The 19,243-nt window shown below is 42.9% G+C and carries 17 protein-coding genes; 3 read left to right on the forward strand and 14 right to left on the reverse strand.

Translation table 11 applies throughout. The features are described from left to right. Positions 1 to 62: 62 nt before the first annotated feature. From yfcC to ggt, 6 genes are all read right to left on the reverse strand, one after another. Complete coding sequence (gene yfcC / locus BMW59_RS09455) at positions 63 to 1,562, reverse strand: putative basic amino acid antiporter YfcC (protein WP_093050793.1); 1,500 nt, start codon at positions 1,560 to 1,562, stop codon at positions 63 to 65. A gap of 430 nt (positions 1,563 to 1,992) precedes the next feature. Further along, on the reverse strand, positions 1,993 to 3,576 hold the full coding sequence (locus BMW59_RS09460) for a BCCT family transporter (RefSeq protein WP_425441264.1): 1,584 nt from the start codon (positions 3,574 to 3,576) through the stop codon (positions 1,993 to 1,995). A gap of 291 nt (positions 3,577 to 3,867) precedes the next feature. Then, positions 3,868 to 4,593: a PAS domain S-box protein gene (locus BMW59_RS09465; RefSeq protein WP_177174260.1), complete on the reverse strand. Its 726-nt coding sequence runs from the start codon at positions 4,591 to 4,593 to the stop codon at positions 3,868 to 3,870. 124 nt (positions 4,594 to 4,717) lie between these two features. Further along, positions 4,718 to 5,017, reverse strand: coding sequence for a spore coat protein (locus tag BMW59_RS09470; protein WP_093050802.1), 300 nt, complete (start codon positions 5,015 to 5,017; stop codon positions 4,718 to 4,720). A gap of 12 nt (positions 5,018 to 5,029) precedes the next feature. Continuing rightward, positions 5,030 to 5,233, reverse strand: a complete 204-nt coding sequence (locus tag BMW59_RS09475; RefSeq protein WP_093050805.1) for a hypothetical protein — start codon at positions 5,231 to 5,233, stop codon at positions 5,030 to 5,032. A 197-nt stretch (positions 5,234 to 5,430) separates the two neighbouring features. Next, positions 5,431 to 7,146 carry a gamma-glutamyltransferase gene (ggt, locus tag BMW59_RS09480; RefSeq protein WP_093050808.1) on the reverse strand — a complete coding sequence of 572 codons (1,716 nt, stop codon included), beginning with the start codon at positions 7,144 to 7,146 and terminating at the stop codon, positions 5,431 to 5,433. Positions 7,147 to 7,504: 358 nt separating this feature from the next. Between ggt and BMW59_RS09485 the strand changes: the two genes are divergently transcribed. Beyond that, entirely contained in the window at positions 7,505 to 8,245 is a 741-nt protein-coding gene (locus BMW59_RS09485) for a glucose 1-dehydrogenase (RefSeq protein ID WP_093050812.1), read from the forward strand. Positions 8,246 to 8,382: 137 nt separating this feature from the next. Here BMW59_RS09485 and BMW59_RS09490 read toward each other — a convergent pair whose 3' ends face one another. The 5 genes from BMW59_RS09490 to BMW59_RS21640 form a co-directional block, all read right to left on the reverse strand. Further along, positions 8,383 to 9,591 (reverse strand): DUF418 domain-containing protein, encoded by a 1,209-nt coding sequence (locus tag BMW59_RS09490; protein WP_093050815.1) that lies wholly within the window; start codon positions 9,589 to 9,591, stop codon positions 8,383 to 8,385. 46 nt (positions 9,592 to 9,637) lie between these two features. After that, positions 9,638 to 9,781: a hypothetical protein gene (locus BMW59_RS21635; protein WP_177174261.1), complete on the reverse strand. Its 144-nt coding sequence runs from the start codon at positions 9,779 to 9,781 to the stop codon at positions 9,638 to 9,640. Between the two features lie 199 nt (positions 9,782 to 9,980). Beyond that, complete coding sequence (locus BMW59_RS09495; protein ID WP_093050818.1) at positions 9,981 to 11,351, reverse strand: UDP-N-acetylmuramoyl-tripeptide--D-alanyl-D-alanine ligase; 1,371 nt, start codon at positions 11,349 to 11,351, stop codon at positions 9,981 to 9,983. Positions 11,352 to 11,551: 200 nt separating this feature from the next. Continuing rightward, a complete protein-coding gene (locus tag BMW59_RS09500) occupies positions 11,552 to 12,652 on the reverse strand; it encodes a D-alanine--D-alanine ligase (RefSeq protein WP_093050821.1) in 1,101 nt (366 codons plus the stop codon). Positions 12,653 to 12,830: 178 nt separating this feature from the next. Beyond that, positions 12,831 to 13,019, reverse strand: coding sequence for a hypothetical protein (locus BMW59_RS21640; RefSeq protein ID WP_093050825.1), 189 nt, complete (start codon positions 13,017 to 13,019; stop codon positions 12,831 to 12,833). A gap of 74 nt (positions 13,020 to 13,093) precedes the next feature. On the opposite strand from BMW59_RS21640, the gene BMW59_RS09510 reads away from it, so the two are divergent. Then, on the forward strand, positions 13,094 to 13,876 hold the full coding sequence (locus BMW59_RS09510) for a formate/nitrite transporter family protein (RefSeq protein ID WP_093051110.1): 783 nt from the start codon (positions 13,094 to 13,096) through the stop codon (positions 13,874 to 13,876). A 748-nt stretch (positions 13,877 to 14,624) separates the two neighbouring features. Here the strand turns inward: BMW59_RS09510 and BMW59_RS09515 are convergent. The 3 genes from BMW59_RS09515 to betB form a co-directional block, all read right to left on the reverse strand. Further along, positions 14,625 to 15,335 carry a hypothetical protein gene (locus BMW59_RS09515; RefSeq protein ID WP_245733033.1) on the reverse strand — a complete coding sequence of 237 codons (711 nt, stop codon included), beginning with the start codon at positions 15,333 to 15,335 and terminating at the stop codon, positions 14,625 to 14,627. 221 nt (positions 15,336 to 15,556) lie between these two features. Further along, positions 15,557 to 16,549: an aldo/keto reductase gene (locus BMW59_RS09520; protein WP_093050828.1), complete on the reverse strand. Its 993-nt coding sequence runs from the start codon at positions 16,547 to 16,549 to the stop codon at positions 15,557 to 15,559. Between the two features lie 276 nt (positions 16,550 to 16,825). After that, on the reverse strand, positions 16,826 to 18,298 hold the full coding sequence (gene betB / locus BMW59_RS09525) for a betaine-aldehyde dehydrogenase (RefSeq protein WP_245733035.1): 1,473 nt from the start codon (positions 18,296 to 18,298) through the stop codon (positions 16,826 to 16,828). A 287-nt stretch (positions 18,299 to 18,585) separates the two neighbouring features. On the opposite strand from betB, the gene cudC reads away from it, so the two are divergent. Then, a complete protein-coding gene (gene cudC / locus BMW59_RS09530; RefSeq protein WP_093050834.1) occupies positions 18,586 to 19,137 on the forward strand; it encodes a choline uptake/conversion transcriptional regulator CudC in 552 nt (183 codons plus the stop codon). Positions 19,138 to 19,243: the final 106 nt, after the last annotated feature.

A 19,243-nucleotide genomic window follows, 5' to 3' on the forward strand; every position in this document is an offset into this window, starting at 1 on the left:
CCGCTCAAATTTGCCCCCAAAAAAAACCGGCACATAAATGCCGGTTTTCTTCCCTCATCTTATTATGAAAAGTTAATCAGTACAGCGATAATAACAAAAACAAATGCTAAGCCGAACATAAGAAGCTGAAATATAATGATAAAACGGAACCACGTGCCCCAGTCTATACGCGCAGCACCCAAAGTTCCCATTAATGCAGCTGATGTAGGAACAATAATGTTTGTTAACCCGTCACCAAGCTGAAAACCAAGGACAGCAATCTGCCGGGAAACTCCTGCAATATCTGATAACGGAGCAATTAACGGCATGGTTAGTGCTGCCTGGCCGGAACCTGACACCACGAAAAAGTTAATGACAGATTGAAATATAAGGATGAAGCTTGCTGAAAGAATTTCAGGAAGATTATCAATCATTCCACCGGCATGGTAAAGCATCGTATTTAAAACGGAAGGCTCATCTGCTGCATCTCCGCCTAATATGATGATAATCCCTTTAGCCATTCCTACTACCAGTGCAGCAGGAAGGAGCTGCTGGGCACCCTCAGAAAAACTTTCTGCAATATCATTAACTCTCATGTTATTTAACTTAAAGATCACTCCAATAACACCTGCAACTATCCCTATAGTAAAGAATTGGGTGGCGATTTCCGGAATGAAATAAGCGTCCTGTATCACTCCCCAGATGATCCACACAATTCCAAGCACTAATGTCAGCACCACAAGGGTGTCCCCAAGAGTAAAAGACCTCTTTAGCTCCTGCTGCTGGTTATGCTTTCTGAAATACTCGTTTGCTTTTATAGAGTAAGAAGCCCTCGGATCTCTTTTCACTTTACTTGCGTACCACATCGTGTAAATAATTCCGGCTGCCGTAAACACAGCCCACATGCCAATACGAAAAGGGGCCCCTGACAGCACGGGTACATCCGACACACCTTGTGCGATAGCTACCCCGAACGGGTTCATCCATGAAGTGGCAAAACCAATCTGAGTGGCTACATAGGTAATCATTACTCCTGTAATGGCATCATAGCCCAACGCAATAACCAGCGGTATCAGGATAATCGCAAACGCAATCGCTTCTTCTCCCATTCCAAAAACGGCCCCACCGAGGGAAAAGAAAAAGAACATCACAGGGATAATAAGTGACTCTCTGCCTTTTGTTTTATCTATTACCGTCAGAATTCCCTGATCGATTGACTTCGTCCGCATAATAATTCCAAAGGCACCGCCAATAATTAAAATAAAAGCAACAACCCCGACAGCAGAGCCCCATTTATCACCTGAAACCATGCCTTCGAATACATAGTTTAAAAAACCAGCTTCACCGAAAGGTTCAAAGAGGCTCACACCGTCCCGCACCGGTTCTCCCTGTTCATCTGTCACATACTCAAATGTCTCAGGAATTAATACTGTCCTCGTATGCTCTGTCCCCTGGCTCTCGTATGTCACTTCTTCCGTTTCAAAAATCCCCATAGGTACCATATATGTCAGCAACCCGGCAAGAATCACGACAAAAAAGATAATAATAAACGTATGGGGCATCTCCCATTTTCTCTGCGGCATATTTGCTCCTCCTTTTTTTAAGACAGAGACAGCTGATGTCTTGCTAACGCCCGCTTTCAGGTATATTTGCTGTCCTTTTCCAAATGATCCATTAAGAGCCGAAGATTGTGTTTTATGCGGAATTGAAATTTACCGCTCTTCAGTCTTAAAAACTATTAATCCCACAATCTACCTGCATGTCATTTTACTTGGAGCGGGAGGCATTGACAATCATTTGTAAATATTTTCACAAAAATTCCTATGAAGATGTTAGCGTATGAGACAGAATAAAATCAGCCTGACAGCTGTATGTTCACGTGTAAAGCATTTATTGCCGCCTTACAGAAGCTCACTGGCGAGCGATTCCTATTCAACAATTGATATCCTTAGAAAAACTTTTTTAATGAAAAAAGCCCCTCATGTGTTTAGATCACATGAAGAGCTTTCTGCTTTATCCTGTCCGTTTTTCACGTTCAGCCTGTCTTCTCGTATTACTTTCCCAGGCCTTGTCCTGATCCATCATTTTTATAGCTGCATAAATGGTCAGAAACTGAATGACAATGATAGGTAACCCCATAAGACCCGACACAACTTCGAGAGGTGCCAGCCCGCCTACTCTCATTAAGACCAAAGCGACTGTTGCTACAATACCGGCAACGGTAATACGAAGCATTCTCGAAGGCTCATACTTACTCATATCTTTTGTACTTGTATAAGCTGCTATTGTATAAGTGGTAGAGTCCAGCGTTGTAGTTAAGAAAATCATAGCTACGATTGTGAAAACTGTAATAGCAAACGTAGCAAACGGCAGCGAGCTTAAAATCTCAGGAATAGCAGCCATTTGATCATTGTTTGTGACAATATCAATCACAGGGACTTCACCGGTTAAATAGCGTTGCACGCCTAAACCGCCAAGTACACCCGTTGCTAGCCAGGCTAACATTGTCGGTGCCATTAAATAGGTTAAAATCATCTCTTTAACGGTTCTTCCCTGGGAGATTTTCGCAGCAAAAATACTATGGAGCATGGCCCATGTGGCATTATAGGCAAACCAGAAAATTGTATTGCTTTGCATATGCGTTGTGCCTTCAGCGTTAATAGAATCTGTATAAAGAGAAATATCAATATAATTCGTTAAAAGGACACTGATGCTTTCAGTGAAATAATCAAGTATAAATACTCCTGGACCTGCAATCATTACAAATAGAGCAAACCCTCCGGCAAGATACATATTAAATGTACTTAACCTTTTAATACCTCTGTCAATACCTAAGTAAGCACTGATGGAGAATAGAATGACCCAGATTATTGTTACTATTAAAGTTAAACCGAACGTCACCTCTATTGTAAACAGCTGTGATAAGTTATAAGTCACAATTGGTGTTCCTAACCCTAATGTAACTGCTGCCCCCGCAAGGATACTGACTAGAAAAATCATGTCCAGGAATTTACCGCCCAGCCCATCGGTAAACTTATCACCGAATATACAGCGGCACGCCTCGGAGATCCTCATTAGAGGACGTTTCCTTACATGCAGAATGTAAGCCATTGCTGGAGCCGCCATAACAAAGATGGCAAATGTCTGAAAACTCCAGAGGAACATGCTGTAGGCGTTCCCCATTAATAAAGCTTCACCTGACTGCGCTTCGATACCAAACGGCGGATCTGAGGCCACATTGGCCCATTCAACCATTCCGGTCCTCATAATGGTTGAACCAAGTCCCATAGCAATTAATATGGAAGCATACTCAAATAAAGTAAATCGTGGCTTCTCCCTCGGATCTCCTAAAACGACATTTCCATATTTTGAAAATGAAAAATATAAAGCAGCACCAAGAAGGATAAGGGCGTACCAAATATACCCCCAGCTGAAAACCTCAACTATTCTATCGAATATATTATTTAAGACATTCACTGATGCTGCTTCATAATTAGAAAAAGGAATACTGATAGCAATAATTATAAATAAAGATGGCAAAAAGATTTTATAATCTATTAATTTGCCTTTGCTTGGATCTTCACTCTCTTTACTCACACTAATAACCTCCTGTTTAAAAGATTTAACGTATAAAAATGACGCTCCCTAAGGGTATATTCCAACTTGGAACTATTTTAAAACATTTAGATACACAGTCGAAATTGCTGCTCTATTGAAAAAACTTACAGTTAATATAAGTTTTAACCCCGCCGTTCCGCACTCTTGCTTGTTTAACAGACAAAAAAAGACCTGGTTAAAGGCCTTTTAACGCTGATTTTTTCATTAAATTGTCAAACCATGAGGTATAGTAGGATGTTTTCAATTTAACTGTTTTCTATAAAATTGACCCTATTTGCATAAGAGTTCATCTATCGCCTGATGAAGCGTCTGATAAGTAGAGTGTTCCGAAAGATACTCATAGTTCGTCTGAATATAAGGAACCACTTCGGGCTGAATTCCAGATATAAAAACTTTTACCCCTAGCAGTTTAAGAGTGCTTAATAACCTTGAAATAATAAATGCAAATTCTTCATCCATTACTTTTAAAGATGAGAGATCGAGAGCAAGATATTTCACTCCCAGTGAGCGGCATTGAATGAGGGTATTCTCTACAATAATATCTTTCTGATTTTCAGTCTTGATGGCATGGAGAGGCAGAATCCCAATTTCCTCTGTAACGGGGATAATATTAATTGTCATCTCCTGAATCATGGCGTCACGTTCCTGCTGACGTTCAACATTTTCTGTGACATCTTCAATTTGAGTCATTACAAATTCAATCTCTCCCTTTTGATCATAATGAATTTTTGTCTGCACTCTTAATACCAAGTCCCTGCCCTTCCAGTGAAAATTAATATTTTTAAAGCTCAGGCCTTCCTTCGCAGTAACTGTTTGAGTTGCCAGGCGGGCCTCATCCGGTGTCTCCGGGAACACTTCATGAAGGTGTCTTCCTTCCACTTCCTTAAAAGATAAACCGAATAACTGCTCATAGGATTTATTAATATAAAGAATATATAGATTTTTATCTGTAATGATAATACTTTCTTCAAACAATTCAATCACTTCTTTGAACACGTGCTTTCCTCCTGTAAAACGTCGTATTTTATTCCAATACCCGAATTTAAGAAAAGTTAATACATTTTTTTAGTGTTTTCCCCAAAAATAAATCCCCCATCTTTTAGACAGGGGGGAAAGAAATCTATGGTAAAAACTGGTCATCCGGGTGCAGATTATTTTGCATTTCCTCCTGAACCCTTCCGACCTCCTCACGGGAAGCCTGAGACTGGATATACCATCCCTTTGAATTCATTAGATTGTACATGGCATACTGGCTATCCCTCGCATTGTTAAAACACCTTTGATAGACTTCTCTGAGCTGTTCATGGCTTGTCTCCAATAATGTGCTGGCAGCACTTCGGCATCTTCCCTTCTCCAGTTCAAGACAAAGCTGAAGCATTTCCCGATCAGTCAATCCGCGGCCTTCTATATTATTTGGCATGTGAAGCACCTCCTATTGGGTTAACCCAGAGTTATTAAAATATTTAGCGATCTCAGCTACCTGCAACTGATGCTGTTCGGCCAGCTCTTCCAATAACCGTCTAATTTCTTCGTCGTTACATTGAGAAGCACACCAGTTCAGAGTTTTAGCTGTTATCTCTTCTGCCCGCACTTCATCTTCGACCGTATAGAGTTCCCTCATTGACATCCGATTCATGATTCTCAACACCTCCATAATATTCCTGTCAAGGTGTAGTATGGATGCTTTTTCTCTTTCTTATCCATTTATTATTTTTACAAAATAGCCTTTTCTGAAATGAAAAAGGCATGAGTCCGGTTCCATCCGGGCTCATGCCTGCTTGAAATTATTTAAACAGCCTGCCTGTTTTTTCTGAAAAAGACTGGGTAATTTTATTATTCAGCAGGCGGCTCTGTCAAACCTATCGCCGCTCCCGGGCGAGGTGAATCTGCTGCACCGTAAAGTTTTCCGGTTTTAGGATCGATCAGGATAGCCTGCACATCACCAATTCTGACATCTGCTGTCTGTGTCTTAAAGCTTCTGTTCAGCTCATAGCCGAGTTCTTTCAGCTTCTTCATCGCTTCATCATTTATTCCATCTTCCCATTCCATAGACAAATCCGGGTTGTTAAAAATTCTCGTTTCAGCCACTGCTTCTCTCAAATCCATCTTATATTCAACGAGATGCAAAAAGACCTGCACGACAGAACCGACAATGGTTGAGGCCCCGGGTGACCCAAGAGTAAAGAACGGCTTATCGTCATGATAAACAATAGTAGGGGCTTTTGAACTGACCGCATACTTTTTCCCGTTAGGTTCGTTGGCCGACCCAGGTTCCGGGCTAAAATCAGTTAAATCGTTATTGAGTACGAATCCGTACCCAGGCACCATAATTCCGGAACCGAACATCCGCTCCAGTGACGTTGTGCATGCGGCAATATTGCCCCAGCGGTCCACAGCAGTGAAATGGGTTGTTTCCATTCCTTTTTCACTCGTATCCTGTTTCATTTCACGGCCGGCTGCCCCTTTCTGATACTTATACGGGTTTCCGCCTTTTATTTCTTCCCTTCGAAAATCGAAGTTGAGAAGCTTTCGCCTTTCTTCCAGATACTCATCATTAAAAAGGCCTTCCATTGGAATATCAACACTATTAGGGTCTCCCATATATGTTTGCTGATCAGCAATAGCGAGCCGCATCGATTCAGCAAGCAGGTGGTATTTTTTCCATGATTTAATATCATATTGGCTGATTTCGAGCGGTTCAAGTATTTTCAAGAGCTGGGATACTGCAAACCCGCCGCCGTTCGGAGGAGAAGGAAAGGCAAAGTCAAACTCTTTATAGCTTCCCCACAGCGGATTATCAATGGCAGCTTCGTAGCTTTCCAGATCTTTTTTCGTCATGATCCCGCCTTCTTCCTGAAGCGTTTCTATAATCGCATTAGCAATTTCGCCTTCGTAAACGGATTTAAATCCTTCTTTCCGAATCGCTTTTAATGCACGAGCGTAATCAGTCTGCCTGATCGTGTCTCCTTCTTTAAGCTTCGTGCCATTCGGCATATATATTTTTTTCGCTTCGTCTCCGAGACGGTGTTCAAACAAATCAATCGTTCGTTCCCATAGGCTGTTTACACGGAACTCTTCTTCTGCCAGCTTAATAGCCGGATCAACCAGCCGTTCAAGCGGCATAGATCCATAGCGTTCATGAGCGAGTTCAAGCATCTTTGTGGAGCCCGGCACACCCACCGACCTTGGGCTCATGGTCCGATCATCAAACGACATTAGCTCTCCGTTTTCATAAAAGATGTCGGGCTTTACCGCTTCCGGCGCCTGCGTATGTCCGTTGACAACTTTAGTCTCGTTTTTTTCGCTGTCATAATACATAATAAACCCGCCGGCTCCTATACCTGTATTCATTCCTTCAGCCGGCCCTAAAGCAAACTGCATGGCAATGATGGCATCAATCGCATTCCCTCCGTCTTTCAGCACTTCCTCTCCAATTTCCGATACTTCATGTATAGGACTTGATACCATGCCATAATTACCGCTAACTGTATGCTCGTTGCTTCCTTCAGTTGCTGTTTTCTGTTTATTAAATATGTCTTCCAAGCTCACCTGCTCCAACTCCTTTATATTTCATTGCATTATTTTTATACGTTCCTACCTCTTCTTTACCCGAACCGTTTAAATTTAAATAGTTTCTCTAATCACTTTCTTTTTAAAAAAAGGTTATTTGAAAAAAATAAAGGCTGCGTTACGTCAGGCGGTTTCTGTTTTCGCAGCATTTTCCCAAACCGAGAATCCTAATAAGTGAGCAGTTTCTTTACAGAATTTCATATATTTTTTTATATTTAGCCGCTTATTTGATAGATACTCCCTTCTTATAAGCTGCTCGTATGTATTTCCTTTAAAATACGTACACTAAACTGATGATTGTTTTAAGAAGGCCAACATTTTCAAAGGAGGTACAGGAATGGGACGTTTAACAGGAAAGGTCGCATTAATTACAGGGGGAGCTCGTGGAATAGGTGCTGCCTTCGCAAAAGAATTTGTTAAAGAGGGGGCAAAAGTGGTCATTACAGATGTCTTGACTGATGAAGGAGAAAAGATAGCAAACGATCTTGGCAATCCCTGCGTCTTTTTTGCACATGATGTGACTAGTGAAAATGAATGGAATGAGATCGTGAAAAAGACAGAGGAAACATTTGGCCCCGTCAGTGTCCTGGTAAACAATGCAGGCATTGTCATCCAGGAACCGACGGAATCGCTAAGCGCTGAAAACTATGAAAAGGTATATAAAGTAAACCAGTTTGGAGTCTTTTTAGGAATGAAGTCTGTACTGCCTTCAATGAAAAAAGCAGCTAACGGCTCTATTATTAATATTTCTTCAATTTCCGGATTAGTCGGCCAGGCCATGTCACTCGCTTACAACGCAACGAAGTTCGCTGTTCGCGGAATGACAAAATCCGCGGCAGTGGAACTGGGTCCGGAAGGTATTCGCGTTAACTCCATTCACCCAGGAATTATTAAAACCCCAATGACAGCCGCAGAGGAGCTTCAGCCTGTGATTAACGAACTGGCTAAAGGCATTCCGCTCGGACGGACAGCGATGCCTGAAGAATTATCAGGCCTCTGTGTATTTCTGGCTTCAGACGAATCAAGCTACTGCACAGGTTCAGAGTTTGTCGCTGATGGCGGAATGACAGCAGGTTAAAAACTGCGGGAGTTAAACCTCTGACTAAAAACAGAAGCGGCACTTCATGGAAACGCCGCTTCTGCTTTATTGGTATACTAATAGTTATAACTGTGCCTTTGCCTGCTAACTGGGTTTACACCAGAAACAGAGTCGAGTTACGAGATGTGCGCTTTCTGCGTACCTTGCTCTAACGGCTTAGTACGTCCGTAGGTCATAGCCCGCCAGATTTTTTCCATTGGTCCATAGCGGAAACGGTTTAGCCAGAGCGGACTGACTGCCATTTGAATAGCAATAATCGTTGCACATAACAGAATCCCTTGCCAAAGCTGCATGTTATTAAATAAACCAAACCCGTAAATAAACGTAAGCGCCAGTGTCGTTTGCATTAAATAATTGGTTAAGGCCATCCTCCCCATAGCGGCCAGACGGGCTTTCAACCGTTTTCCATATGGCTTATGGACCCATATGACAATCATTGAAAGATAGGCAAAGGCTAAAAACACAGCGCTCACCCGTGTCAATAAATCTATAACATAAACCGTCTTCACCCCGGTATCAGTCACACCTAGATAGACTAAAGCCAGAGCCGCCAGCAGCGGAAGACTGATCGTCAAACACGTGTTTCTTAATTTTCTAAAGAATGGAAGGAGTTGTTCTCCCTTCTGAAACCACCCTTTTCTGCCAGCATAGAAACCAAGAAGGAACATGCCTAACACATAAGAAGCCAAAAAGACGAGCTGGGATCCAATAAACGGTACCTCTTCTGTTAACCGGTACGTGATCCACTCCCACGATGGGGCTGTTCCGTAAGCTGCTTCTGCTTGTCCCAGCATAGCGTGACTATCATCCTGCAGATCTGCCACCATGGATTCAGGCATTAAAAGCTGGGATCCGATAAGTAAAAAGAATAGTGACAGTAACAGGAATGCAGATACGAGTATGGTCTTTGTTTTACGGTTATAAAATAAGAGCAGCAAAAACCCTGTCAATGCATAGGTAAGTAAAATATCTCCCATCCAGATAAGTGTAAAATGAATCGCTCCGATTACCAGCAGGCCTGTAAGCCGTCTGGCAAACAGCCTTTTTACTTTAAATCCTTTTGCTTCAGCGTTGCTCATAAAAATAAAGAATCCAACTCCGAATAAAAATGAAAAAATGGATATAAATGACCCTTCAGCAAACAGTTGAATGACCAGAGACAACCACCTGTCAATGCCTGTTAATTCACTTGGCAGTCCAAGGGAATATTCTAATAGACTCAATGACTTCATTAATGAGATATTGACTACAAAAATACCTATTAATGCAATGCCTCTCAACACATCCAACGATACAATCCGTTCCTTATTTGTTAGTGTTGCCATCCTCTCACTCCTTAATATAGTTTTAAGCCCCGGTCTTTTTCACAGATTAAAAAATAAAGGTTCCTCCAACTCTACCCAGTCCGTATCCGATACCGAAAATCACCACCCCGGTTAATAGAAAAACGAGTATTCTTAACGGCCAAGACAATTCCATCGTATTTTCAATAAACTGTTTAATATATGATGTCATGCTTACCAGCTCCTTTCGTTACTTTAAAGATATCAGGGAGTTATAGAGCCAGTGAGTCCCCTGAGTCATCAATGTGGGGTATTTTCATGACTGAAGTCATTTTATTTTTAATGACTTCGGTCATTAAAAATAAAAAAAAGCGCAATATAAAAAGAAGGACTCTTTAAAACACGAAGTCCTTCTTTCAATTGCACTTGTATTATGTTAATGCGTTGACCACTTCTTCTAATTTCATGCCGCGGGAGCCTTTAACTAATACAATGTCCTCTTTCTCCACAATTTCCTTCAATTTTGCAATCAACGCCTGTTTATCCTCATAGGCAAAGACACAGTGATCTTGAAAATTCTCTTTTGCACCCTCTGCGATTTTCTTACCGAGCACTCCAAAAGTGAAAACATAGTCGATTTTATCAGCGTCTATATCTTTTCCTGTTTCAAAGTGAAAGGTTTCTTCATCGGCGCCCAGTTCAAGCATATCTGACAGGACCACTATTTTTTTCTTGTAGCCTTTTAAATCCTGCAGCAATTCAACCGCAGCGCGCATGGATGTCGGACTGGCATTATAGGCGTCATTAATCAGTGTCACACCGTCGTTCCCCTCAATTAATTCTGTGCGCATCCCTGTGATTTTAAGTTTTTCGAGCCCTTTTTTAATATCAGAGACTGCCACCCCAAATTTTTGGGCAACCGCAATGACAGCGAGGGCATTATTAATATTATGTTTACCAAGCACCGGGATAAAAAATTCAGCGCCATCTGCCTGATTTGTCGTAAAGAAAGTCCCATCGCTCTTCTGCTCACTTTTTACCGGGTAATAGTCATTCGTTTCCGATCCACCAAAGGTGATGACTTGAAACGGGCTGTTTACCACTTTTTCGGTTAAAAGCGGTTCATCTCCGTCTATCACGAGGGTGCCGTTTTTCCTGAGGCCTGCCGTGATTTCAAATTTTGCCTCCGAAATGCCTTCACGTGAACCTAAATCCTGTAAATGAGATTCACCAATGTTTGTAATGATGGCCGCTTCAGGCTTAGCGATTCTTGAAAGAAGGTCGATTTCACCTCTCCCGCTCATCCCCATTTCCAATACAGCCATTTCGGTGTCTTCTTCAAGACTGAGAATCGTCAAGGGAAGGCCGATATGATTATTATAATTCCCTTCCGTTTTCTGAACCTTATAAGTCGTGGCAAGCACAGAAGCCACCATATCTTTTGTGGTGGTTTTTCCATTGCTGCCGGTAACACCGATCACTTTTGCCGGCAGGCTTGCTAAGTAGTTACTCGCCAGATCCTGTAATGCCTGTAACGTGTCCTCAACTAATATAAGCGGCAGATCAGCAGGTGGATTCGGCTGGTCTTTTTGCCAAAGGGAGCCAGCTGCTCCCTTCCCGGCAGCGTCTTTTACAAAGGCATGGCCGTTAAAATTTTCCCCGGCAATCGGGATATATAAATTTCCTTCTCGTATCGTTCTTGTATCTTTGGATACGCCCGCAATTTCCAATGAAGCGGCGCCCTGTCCGGAAACTTCTCCATTTACCCACGCAGCAATATCCTCTAATGTTCTTTTAATCATCCTCATCTCTCCTTAATATCAACCCATAGGAATTATTTCTGTAAAATTCCTTAAAAATAAAGTTATATTTTTTCAAAGAAGCGTTATGCCGCGCCCCTTTTTATTCGGGCTTTCACCTCAGAAGGGAAACCGTCCTCATTTATTTTATACAAAAGAAGGCTGACTCACAACGGAGTCAACCTCATGCGTGTTTTCCGGGATTAAAAAGTATGTTTAATCTTCTGTTTTTCATTGTGGCGCTCTACTCCGAGTTCCACCAGTTTTTCAATCAGCTTTGAATAGGATAAGCCTGATTCCTGCCAAAGCATTGGGAACATACTGAATGGCGTAAAGCCAGGCATCGTATTGATCTCGTTCATGAGAACATCGCCTTCTTCTGTTAAAAAGAAGTCGGCCCGGACAAGCCCTGAGCAATCCAGAGCTTTAAATGACTGAATCGCCACACGCTTTATGTTTTCGTAATCGTCAGAGGTAATATCGGCAGGAATAATGAGCCCTGTGCTGCCGTCCTCATATTTCGCTTTGTAATCATAAAAATCCGTTTCAGGAACGATTTCTCCGACCACTGAGCATTCCGGCTCGTCATTTCCCAATACAGCGATTTCTATTTCACGGCCGTCGATTCCTTCTTCAATAATAATTTTACGGTCATATTCAAAAGCGAGTTCAAAAGCTTCCTTTAAGCTTTCACGGTCCTTACATTTACTGATACCTACACTTGATCCTAAGTTTGCAGGCTTAACAAAACAAGGATAGCCAAGCTTCTCTTCTACCTTAGTGTAGGCAGCATCCTGGTCTTTCTCCCAGTCCCGGCGAAGGTACCACACATATTCCGGCTGCTTAATACCTGCCTGCTCATAGATGTTTTTCATCATGATTTTATCCATTCCGGCAGCTGATGCCAACACGCCGTTTCCGACATACGGGAGGTTCAGGAGTTCCAGCAGCCCTTGCACGGTCCCGTCTTCTCCGTTCGGTCCGTGAAGCAGCGGGAACACGACATCAAGCTTTCCTGCAGAATGAACGCTTTCCTCAGCCTGGCCTGAAACCGCAAAAATTCCAGGATTTAAGGCCACGGGAGAAACCGCTTCCCCGTCTTCTTTCAATAGAAGTTCCTCGACATGATCAACCGGCCCCTGAAGCTGTGCCCCCCTGGTCCACTCACCGTTTTCTGTTATATAGATTGGATGAACCTCATATTTTGATAAATCAAGTGCGTTAATCACAGCTTTTGCAGTTTGTAATGATACTTTGTGTTCGGCAGATTTCCCACCATATATAAGTCCAAGTTTCGTCTTCATATTCACCCTCCATAATCTATTCGCAATTCTTATTGTAAAGCATTTTTGCCCCTGGGTTAAATACTAATTTATCCTTGTCTGACTGCGCACCGGCTTATTAGCCTATTTTTAGCTAATGTATGTAGATATTTTTATTTAGAGTATGTTTACTGAAATATATTTTGAATGAAGCTGACAGTTATTTAAGAGGCGCTGAGTAGTTTTCCCCCGACTTTCTTTCCCTCACAATTTCAGTGGTAAACGTCTCTTTCGAGCTAATATTTGTCATTTCAAACCTGTCCGGCGGGCTTGGAAAAAAGGGGCTGACAGTGTTTCCTGAGATGGAAGCGCCTTCAAAAATAAACCTGCAAATTGGATCCGTTTTCATCGAAAAACGCTGTTTTCTTTTAGGAAATGGAGGCGTATAGTGAAATGAGCAGCCATCTGAAAGGAAGAAAACGTATGGAAATGAAATCTCTTGAGCAGGTTGAAAAACTAGCGCTCAAAAAAGAAAAAATCTTCAATACAGGAAAAGTCCGTTATCTGATCCGGGCGATGCTTGCCAGTATGTTTATCGGTTTTGGCGTCATCGTCGCCTTTAGGACAGGGAGCTACTTCTATATAGAACAATCCCCCTGGACTTATCCAATGGCCGGCATATCCTTTAGTGTCGCCATCATTTTAATTGCCTACGGCGGAGCGGATTTGTTTACTGGCGATACCTTTTATCATACGTACGCAGCCATCCGGAAAAAGATGAAATGGCGTGTCGTCAGCAAATTGTGGACCTACACCTATATCGGCAATATTCTAGGCGCGGGCACGTTTGCTTTTTTAATTTATACCACTGGACTTTTTAATAGCCCGGAAGTCAATTCCTTTCTGCTTACCGTGTCTGAGCAGAAAATGACAGATCCGGTAATGGAATTGTTTTTTCGGGCCATTCTCTGTAACTGGCTCATCTGCCTTGCCTTTTTCGTTCCTCTTTCCATGAAAGAGGATATTGCAAAAATGGCAGCTATGATATTCTTTGTCTTCTGCTTCTTCATCTCCGGATATGAGCACAGTATTGCTAATATGTGCACGTTTGCGATCGCACTCGTCCTGGATAATCCGGATGCCGTCTCTATCGAAGGCATGATCCGCAACCTGATTCCTGTCACACTCGGAAATATTATCGGCGGAGCCATCTTTATGGCCGTTGTCTATCACTATATTAACCGCCCGTTTTTGGATAAGGAATAATAGCGGGCTCTTTTTTTAGAAATACGAGCGAATCAAGATGTTTCAAACATCAGAATGCACCGCTCACTTCCCGGGGCGCCTGCTGAGCGGATCTTATAACCGATGTATCGCCTTCTCGGCAGCCTTGCCGATGACTGAGCGGGTCTTTTTTTTACTTTATGACCCGCTCACTTCCCGTAGCGCATGCTGAGCGGATCATATATCCGATATATCGTCCTCTCGGCGGCTTTGCCGATGACTGAGCGGGTCTTTTTTTTACTTTATGACCCGCTCACTTCCCGCAGCGCCTGCTGAGCAGGTCATATAACCGACATATCGCCCTCTCGGCAGCCTTGCCGATGACTGAGCGGGTCTTTTTTTTACTTTATGACCCGCTCACTTCCCGCAGCGCCTTCTGAGCGGGTCATATATACGATATATCGCCTTCTCGGCAGCCTTGCCGATGACTGAGCGGGTCTTTTTTTTTACTTTATGAGCCGCTCACTTCCCGCAGCGCCTTCTGAGTGGGTCATATAACCGACATATCGCCTTCTCGGCAGCCTTGCCGATGACTGAGCGGGTCTTTTTTTTACTTTATGAGCCACTCACTTCCCGCAGCGCCTTCTGAGCGGGTCATATATACGATATATCGTCTACTCAGAAAGCAGAACGACAAGTGAGTGGCTTATACAATAGTTGCTAGTTGTTTTCACAAAACAATAAGCACCCCCTCACGGTCAACATGTGGAGGTGCAATAAAACGCCCCGCTTACCACTCAAAGAAAAACTTCAATGACATCGTAAGCACGGTATATGAAAACACACCAATGGCAAACGTCAGATAATGAATTTCCTTTTCATTGGGCAACTCGTTTTTAAAGACGTTAAAGATCATCGCCCCTGAAATAAAGGCAAATACTATTGCTTTTATTAAAGGGTTAAGTTCCACCGTCAGGGCAAAAATCCAGCCGATTACAATTCCGCCGGCCAGTATATACCGTCCCTTCTTACTGTATTCATTGGGGAATTCCCGGTACATGTCGTGGGCCACCGCGATAATATGAAGGCCGATAGCAATACTGTAAAACAGTGCTTGTACACCAACCACATCGCCTGAAAGCACTGTAAATGAAATTAATGCGTTATAAAATGTGTAGAAAGCAACGGCTACCCAGAACGACGATTTATGAGAGACATCATTTCGCCTGACAATTAACTGTATCCCAAGGAAAACGACCACGCCCAATAAACCGACGAAATATATTTCTGACTCCATGGCAAGCGCTCTGTATTTATCCTCAATATTTGCCTGCTCCTGGTGAAGGGTCGGCAAAAGATAAACAAATACATAAGAAACTGCCAGACCGCCTGAAAATGAAAACCAGATCAGCCTTTTGATCCGTTCTGCAGGCAACAAATAATTCGCCATTAAATGCAGAAAAATAAAAACGATTCCGATAAAAAATGGAATGACATTCACTGGCCATCCCCTCCATTACTCCAAATTCTACTTAACTTTATCATACCTTCTGCTGAAACAGAAATCCAAAAATAATCACAGTTCATCTGACAGGATTGGCATTCCACGGCGAAAAAGCAAGAGGCAGGAGCCCCTTGCTTCACATCAGATGATCCTTTTTCTGTTACTTGTTCGATCGTAGTCTCTCAAAAGCGCAGCATTATAAGGCGGCTGGTGTACGTCTACTTGCCGTCTGGAAGCGGCGCTTCTTTAGATATGAGTTCTTTGTCCCTGAGTTCCTGCCAGAAAGCTCCGGGAATTGTTTCTTTCAATGCAGCCACGTCTTCTTTGATCCGGTCAGGACGTGTGGAGCCTGGGATCACAGCATCGACTGCCGGATGTGCTGTCGAAAACTGAAGAGCGGCAGCTTTTAAACTCACTCCGTGCTGGCTGGCAACGTCCTGCAGCTGCTGAGCGTGCTGTTTAATCTCACTGCTCACGGGTGCATAGTCATAGTGATCACCGCCGAGCAGGGCTCCGGAGTTGTATGGCGCACCGACTACAATTCCGCTTCCTCTTTTTTCTGCAAGAGGCATTAACTTATCAAGTGCGCTCTGATGATTCATTAAGGTATAATGTGTGGCCTGTAAGGATAACGTAGGGACGGTCTCCTCCAGTTCCAGGGCCAGTTCGATCGGTAGCGGAAGATTGACTCCAAGCCCCCACTCACGGATGACACCTTCTTCCCTCATTTCGTTGAGAACCCGAAACGCTCCTTTACGCGCTTCATTAAAGAGGGAGATCCAGTCATCGCCGTGAAAATCTGCGGAAATATCATGCACATAGACGAAGTCGAGCCGGTCCGTCTGCAGACGTTCAAGGCTCTGCTCAATAGACCGCTTTGTCCCCTCTGCTGAATAGTCATCGATAAGTTTGTTTTGCCGGCCGTCTTCAAACAACCCTTCCTTCTCTTCAGTTTCATCGGAAATAATCCGGCCGACCTTTGTGCTGAGCACATAGTCATCACGGGATTTATTTTTTAAGAATTCTCCGAGCCGCTGCTCCGCAAGACCTGCCCCATAGAATGGCGCCGTATCAAAATAACGTATCCCTTCGTTCCAGACAGATTCAATTGTCTCCTGCGCTTGCTCTTCCGGTACATCCCGGAACAAATTGCCCAAAGGCGCAGTCCCATAACCGATTGGCTGTTTTAAGAAAGTATTAAGGAAACTCATTCGTTTACCCTCCTGTTGGAAAAAAAATATTTACCCAGTCCTCTATTTCCTTCTCCGGAAGTGTCTTAAACAAGGACGGTATTTCTTATGCGCCTATGACGTCATTTTTTAAAACGTACAAAAGAGACCCTCGTTAAGCGTTAAACTAAACGAAGGTCTCTCTATCATTCTCTAATAATATGACTATTTTTAATCAATACCTATAAACAAGTTTTATTTTCTTCCTATTTAATTTGCCCCCTGATGTTTTAACCATCAGAACGCCACAGGCAGTTATTAGAACCATTTGAGAGGTTGAGGCTTCAGGTTATGGAAGATGTGTTTCGATTCAGTGTACTCTTCTATTCCCAGTTTTCCAAGTTCACGTCCAATACCGGACTGCTTAAATCCGCCCCATGGTGCATGCGGGAAGTAGAGATTGAATTCGTTAATCCACACGGTCCCCATGCGCATCTTTGCAGCACAACGTTCAGCTTTTGCAATATCGTTGGTCCAAACACCGCCTGCCAGGCCGTAAATGGAATCATTCGCAATCTTTACTGCTTCCTCTTCGGTCTGGAATTTCTCCACCGTAATGACAGGGCCAAAGGCTTCTTCCTGAACAACGCTCATCTCTGTTGAGCAGTTTGTAAAAATAGTAGGCAGGTAGAAAAATCCATTTTGCAGTTCAGGATCTTCCGGACGGCTGCCGCCGGCTGCTAACACAGCACCTTCTTTCAGGCCTGTTTCCACATACTTTTCAACTTTCGCGAGATGTTCAGCTGAAATAAGCGGACCCATTTGTGTATCTTCATCAAATCCGTTTCCAAGTTTAAATTCATTCACACGGGCAGTGAGTGCGTTAACGAACTCATCATGAATACTTTCTTCAACAATCAGCCTCGTGCCTGCAGAACAGATTTGACCGGCATGGAAGAATACCGCGTTTAATGCCTGATCGACCGCTATGTCAAAATCAGCATCCTCAAAAACGATGTTAGGGTTTTTTCCGCCAAGTTCAAGTGCCAGCTTCTTTACATTCACGCTTGCCGTCTGCATAATTTTTTTACCAGTCACAATGCCGCCTGTAAAGGAAATAAGGTCCACATCGACGTTCCCGGATAGCTCTGCACCAACTGTGTGGCCGGCGCCAAGTACCAGGTTGGCTGCACCTGCCGGGACCCCTGCTTCTTCCATCAGTTCGAATACTTTAATAGTCGTAAGCGGAGTAATTTCACTCGGTTTCATTATTAAAGTATTTCCAGTTACAAGAGCGGGAGCCAGTTTCCATGACGCCTGCAGTAAAGGATAATTCCACGGTGTAATCTGCCCGCAGACACCAACTGGTTCGTGAACCACCTTACTGATTGAGTCAGGCACTGGAGAGGCAATCAGTTCCCCGCCGTCTTTATCTGCAAGTTCAGCATAATAACGGAATACTCCGGCGATATCATCCATATCTCCGCGGCTTTCTTCTATTGTTTTACCAGTATCCAGTGATTCCAGTTTGGCAAGTTCTTCTTTATCTCTTTCTATTAATTCAGCAATCTTTCTTACGATCGCTCCACGCTCGATAGCTGGAGTTGAAGGCCAGGTTCCGGCATCAAATGTTTCTCTGGCTGCAGCAATAGCTGCTTTTGCGTCTGTTTCGTCCCCTTCAGGAACAGTAGCAATGACTTCCTGATTAAACGGATTAATTATATCCCGTGTGTTTCCTGAGTTTGCCCCCACCCATTTACCATTAATGTACTGCAGTTGTTTCGTATTCAAATATATCATCTCCACTTTTAATTTTTATATTAATTCTATTAAAAATATATTTAACTTTTTAAACATAGTATCATCTCTCACGAAGGCTGTCAAAGAGGCGAAATTAAGCACTTCAGGTAGTAAAAGTTTATTTTAAACGGGTGCCAATTCTTAGTCAAACTTCATTTATCTCTTTAAAATTACGTTATTCCAATTGACATTTAATCTGGATTCTGTAACATATTGTTTATAAAGATTATTAAATAAATATTTAACAATCTTTACTTTTATATCGAAGGAGCCACTTTATGAGCGAATCTGCAGATAAATCGAGAAAAAAAATAGAAGAAGCAAAAGATAAAGTGATCGGCGCCATTGCTGAAACAATGGATTTATACGGTGTGACTCCTGCTGCCGCAAATTTATATGCCACGATGTACTTTAAAGATCAGATGACACTTGATGAGATGCGGGAAGAGCTTGAAATGAGCAAACCGAGTATGAGCACCAGTGTCCGCAAGCTTCAGGAAATAGATATGGTGAAAAAAACATATACACGCGGTTCCAGGAAACATACGTATGCAGCCGAGAAAAATTTCTTCCGTTCATTTATGGTCTTTTATTGCCAGATGTGGGAGCGCGAAGTAAATACAAACTTGGAAGCAATTGAAGAAGCACAGGAAGATTTAATCAATGTTATTAAGGACTCAGCCAGCACACCAGATGTGGTTGCAGAGGCAAAAAAGTACTACGATCAACTGGAAGAGTCCAAGACATATTATCGCTGGCTCGAAGATTTAGTTGCCAGTATACGAAGCGGCAAGATATTTGAGTATCTGCCTAAACGAGAGCAAGATTAATTAATGCAGAAAAGGGGAGAGGAAGTCTGCAGGGGTTACATACAGGCTTCCTCTCAAATGGTTACTGCACGTACCGCTCGCCGGTTAGTGATAATTACGTTTGCAT

Origin of the sequence: Salipaludibacillus aurantiacus (genome assembly GCF_900111295.1) — a bacterium.
Taxonomy (GTDB): Bacteria; Bacillota; Bacilli; order Bacillales; family Salisediminibacteriaceae; genus Salipaludibacillus; species Salipaludibacillus aurantiacus.

Coding starts and splice junctions, on each gene's coding strand:
- yfcC (WP_093050793.1), bottom strand. CDS start 1,562: ATGCCGCAGAGAAAATGGGAGATGCCCCATACGTTTATTATTATCTTT.
- BMW59_RS09470 (WP_093050802.1), bottom strand. CDS start 5,017: ATGCCAAATAATATAGAAGGCCGCGGATTGACTGATCGGGAAATGCTT.
- BMW59_RS09475 (WP_093050805.1), bottom strand. CDS start 5,233: ATGAATCGGATGTCAATGAGGGAACTCTATACGGTCGAAGATGAAGTG.
- BMW59_RS09485 (WP_093050812.1), top strand. CDS start 7,505: ATGGGACGTTTAACAGGAAAGGTCGCATTAATTACAGGGGGAGCTCGT.
- BMW59_RS09490 (WP_093050815.1), bottom strand. CDS start 9,591: ATGGCAACACTAACAAATAAGGAACGGATTGTATCGTTGGATGTGTTG.
- BMW59_RS21635 (WP_177174261.1), bottom strand. CDS start 9,781: ATGACATCATATATTAAACAGTTTATTGAAAATACGATGGAATTGTCT.
- BMW59_RS09495 (WP_093050818.1), bottom strand. CDS start 11,351: ATGATTAAAAGAACATTAGAGGATATTGCTGCGTGGGTAAATGGAGAA.
- BMW59_RS09500 (WP_093050821.1), bottom strand. CDS start 12,652: ATGAAGACGAAACTTGGACTTATATATGGTGGGAAATCTGCCGAACAC.
- BMW59_RS21640 (WP_093050825.1), bottom strand. CDS start 13,019: ATGAAAACGGATCCAATTTGCAGGTTTATTTTTGAAGGCGCTTCCATC.
- BMW59_RS09510 (WP_093051110.1), top strand. CDS start 13,094: ATGGAAATGAAATCTCTTGAGCAGGTTGAAAAACTAGCGCTCAAAAAA.
- BMW59_RS09520 (WP_093050828.1), bottom strand. CDS start 16,549: ATGAGTTTCCTTAATACTTTCTTAAAACAGCCAATCGGTTATGGGACT.
- cudC (WP_093050834.1), top strand. CDS start 18,586: ATGAGCGAATCTGCAGATAAATCGAGAAAAAAAATAGAAGAAGCAAAA.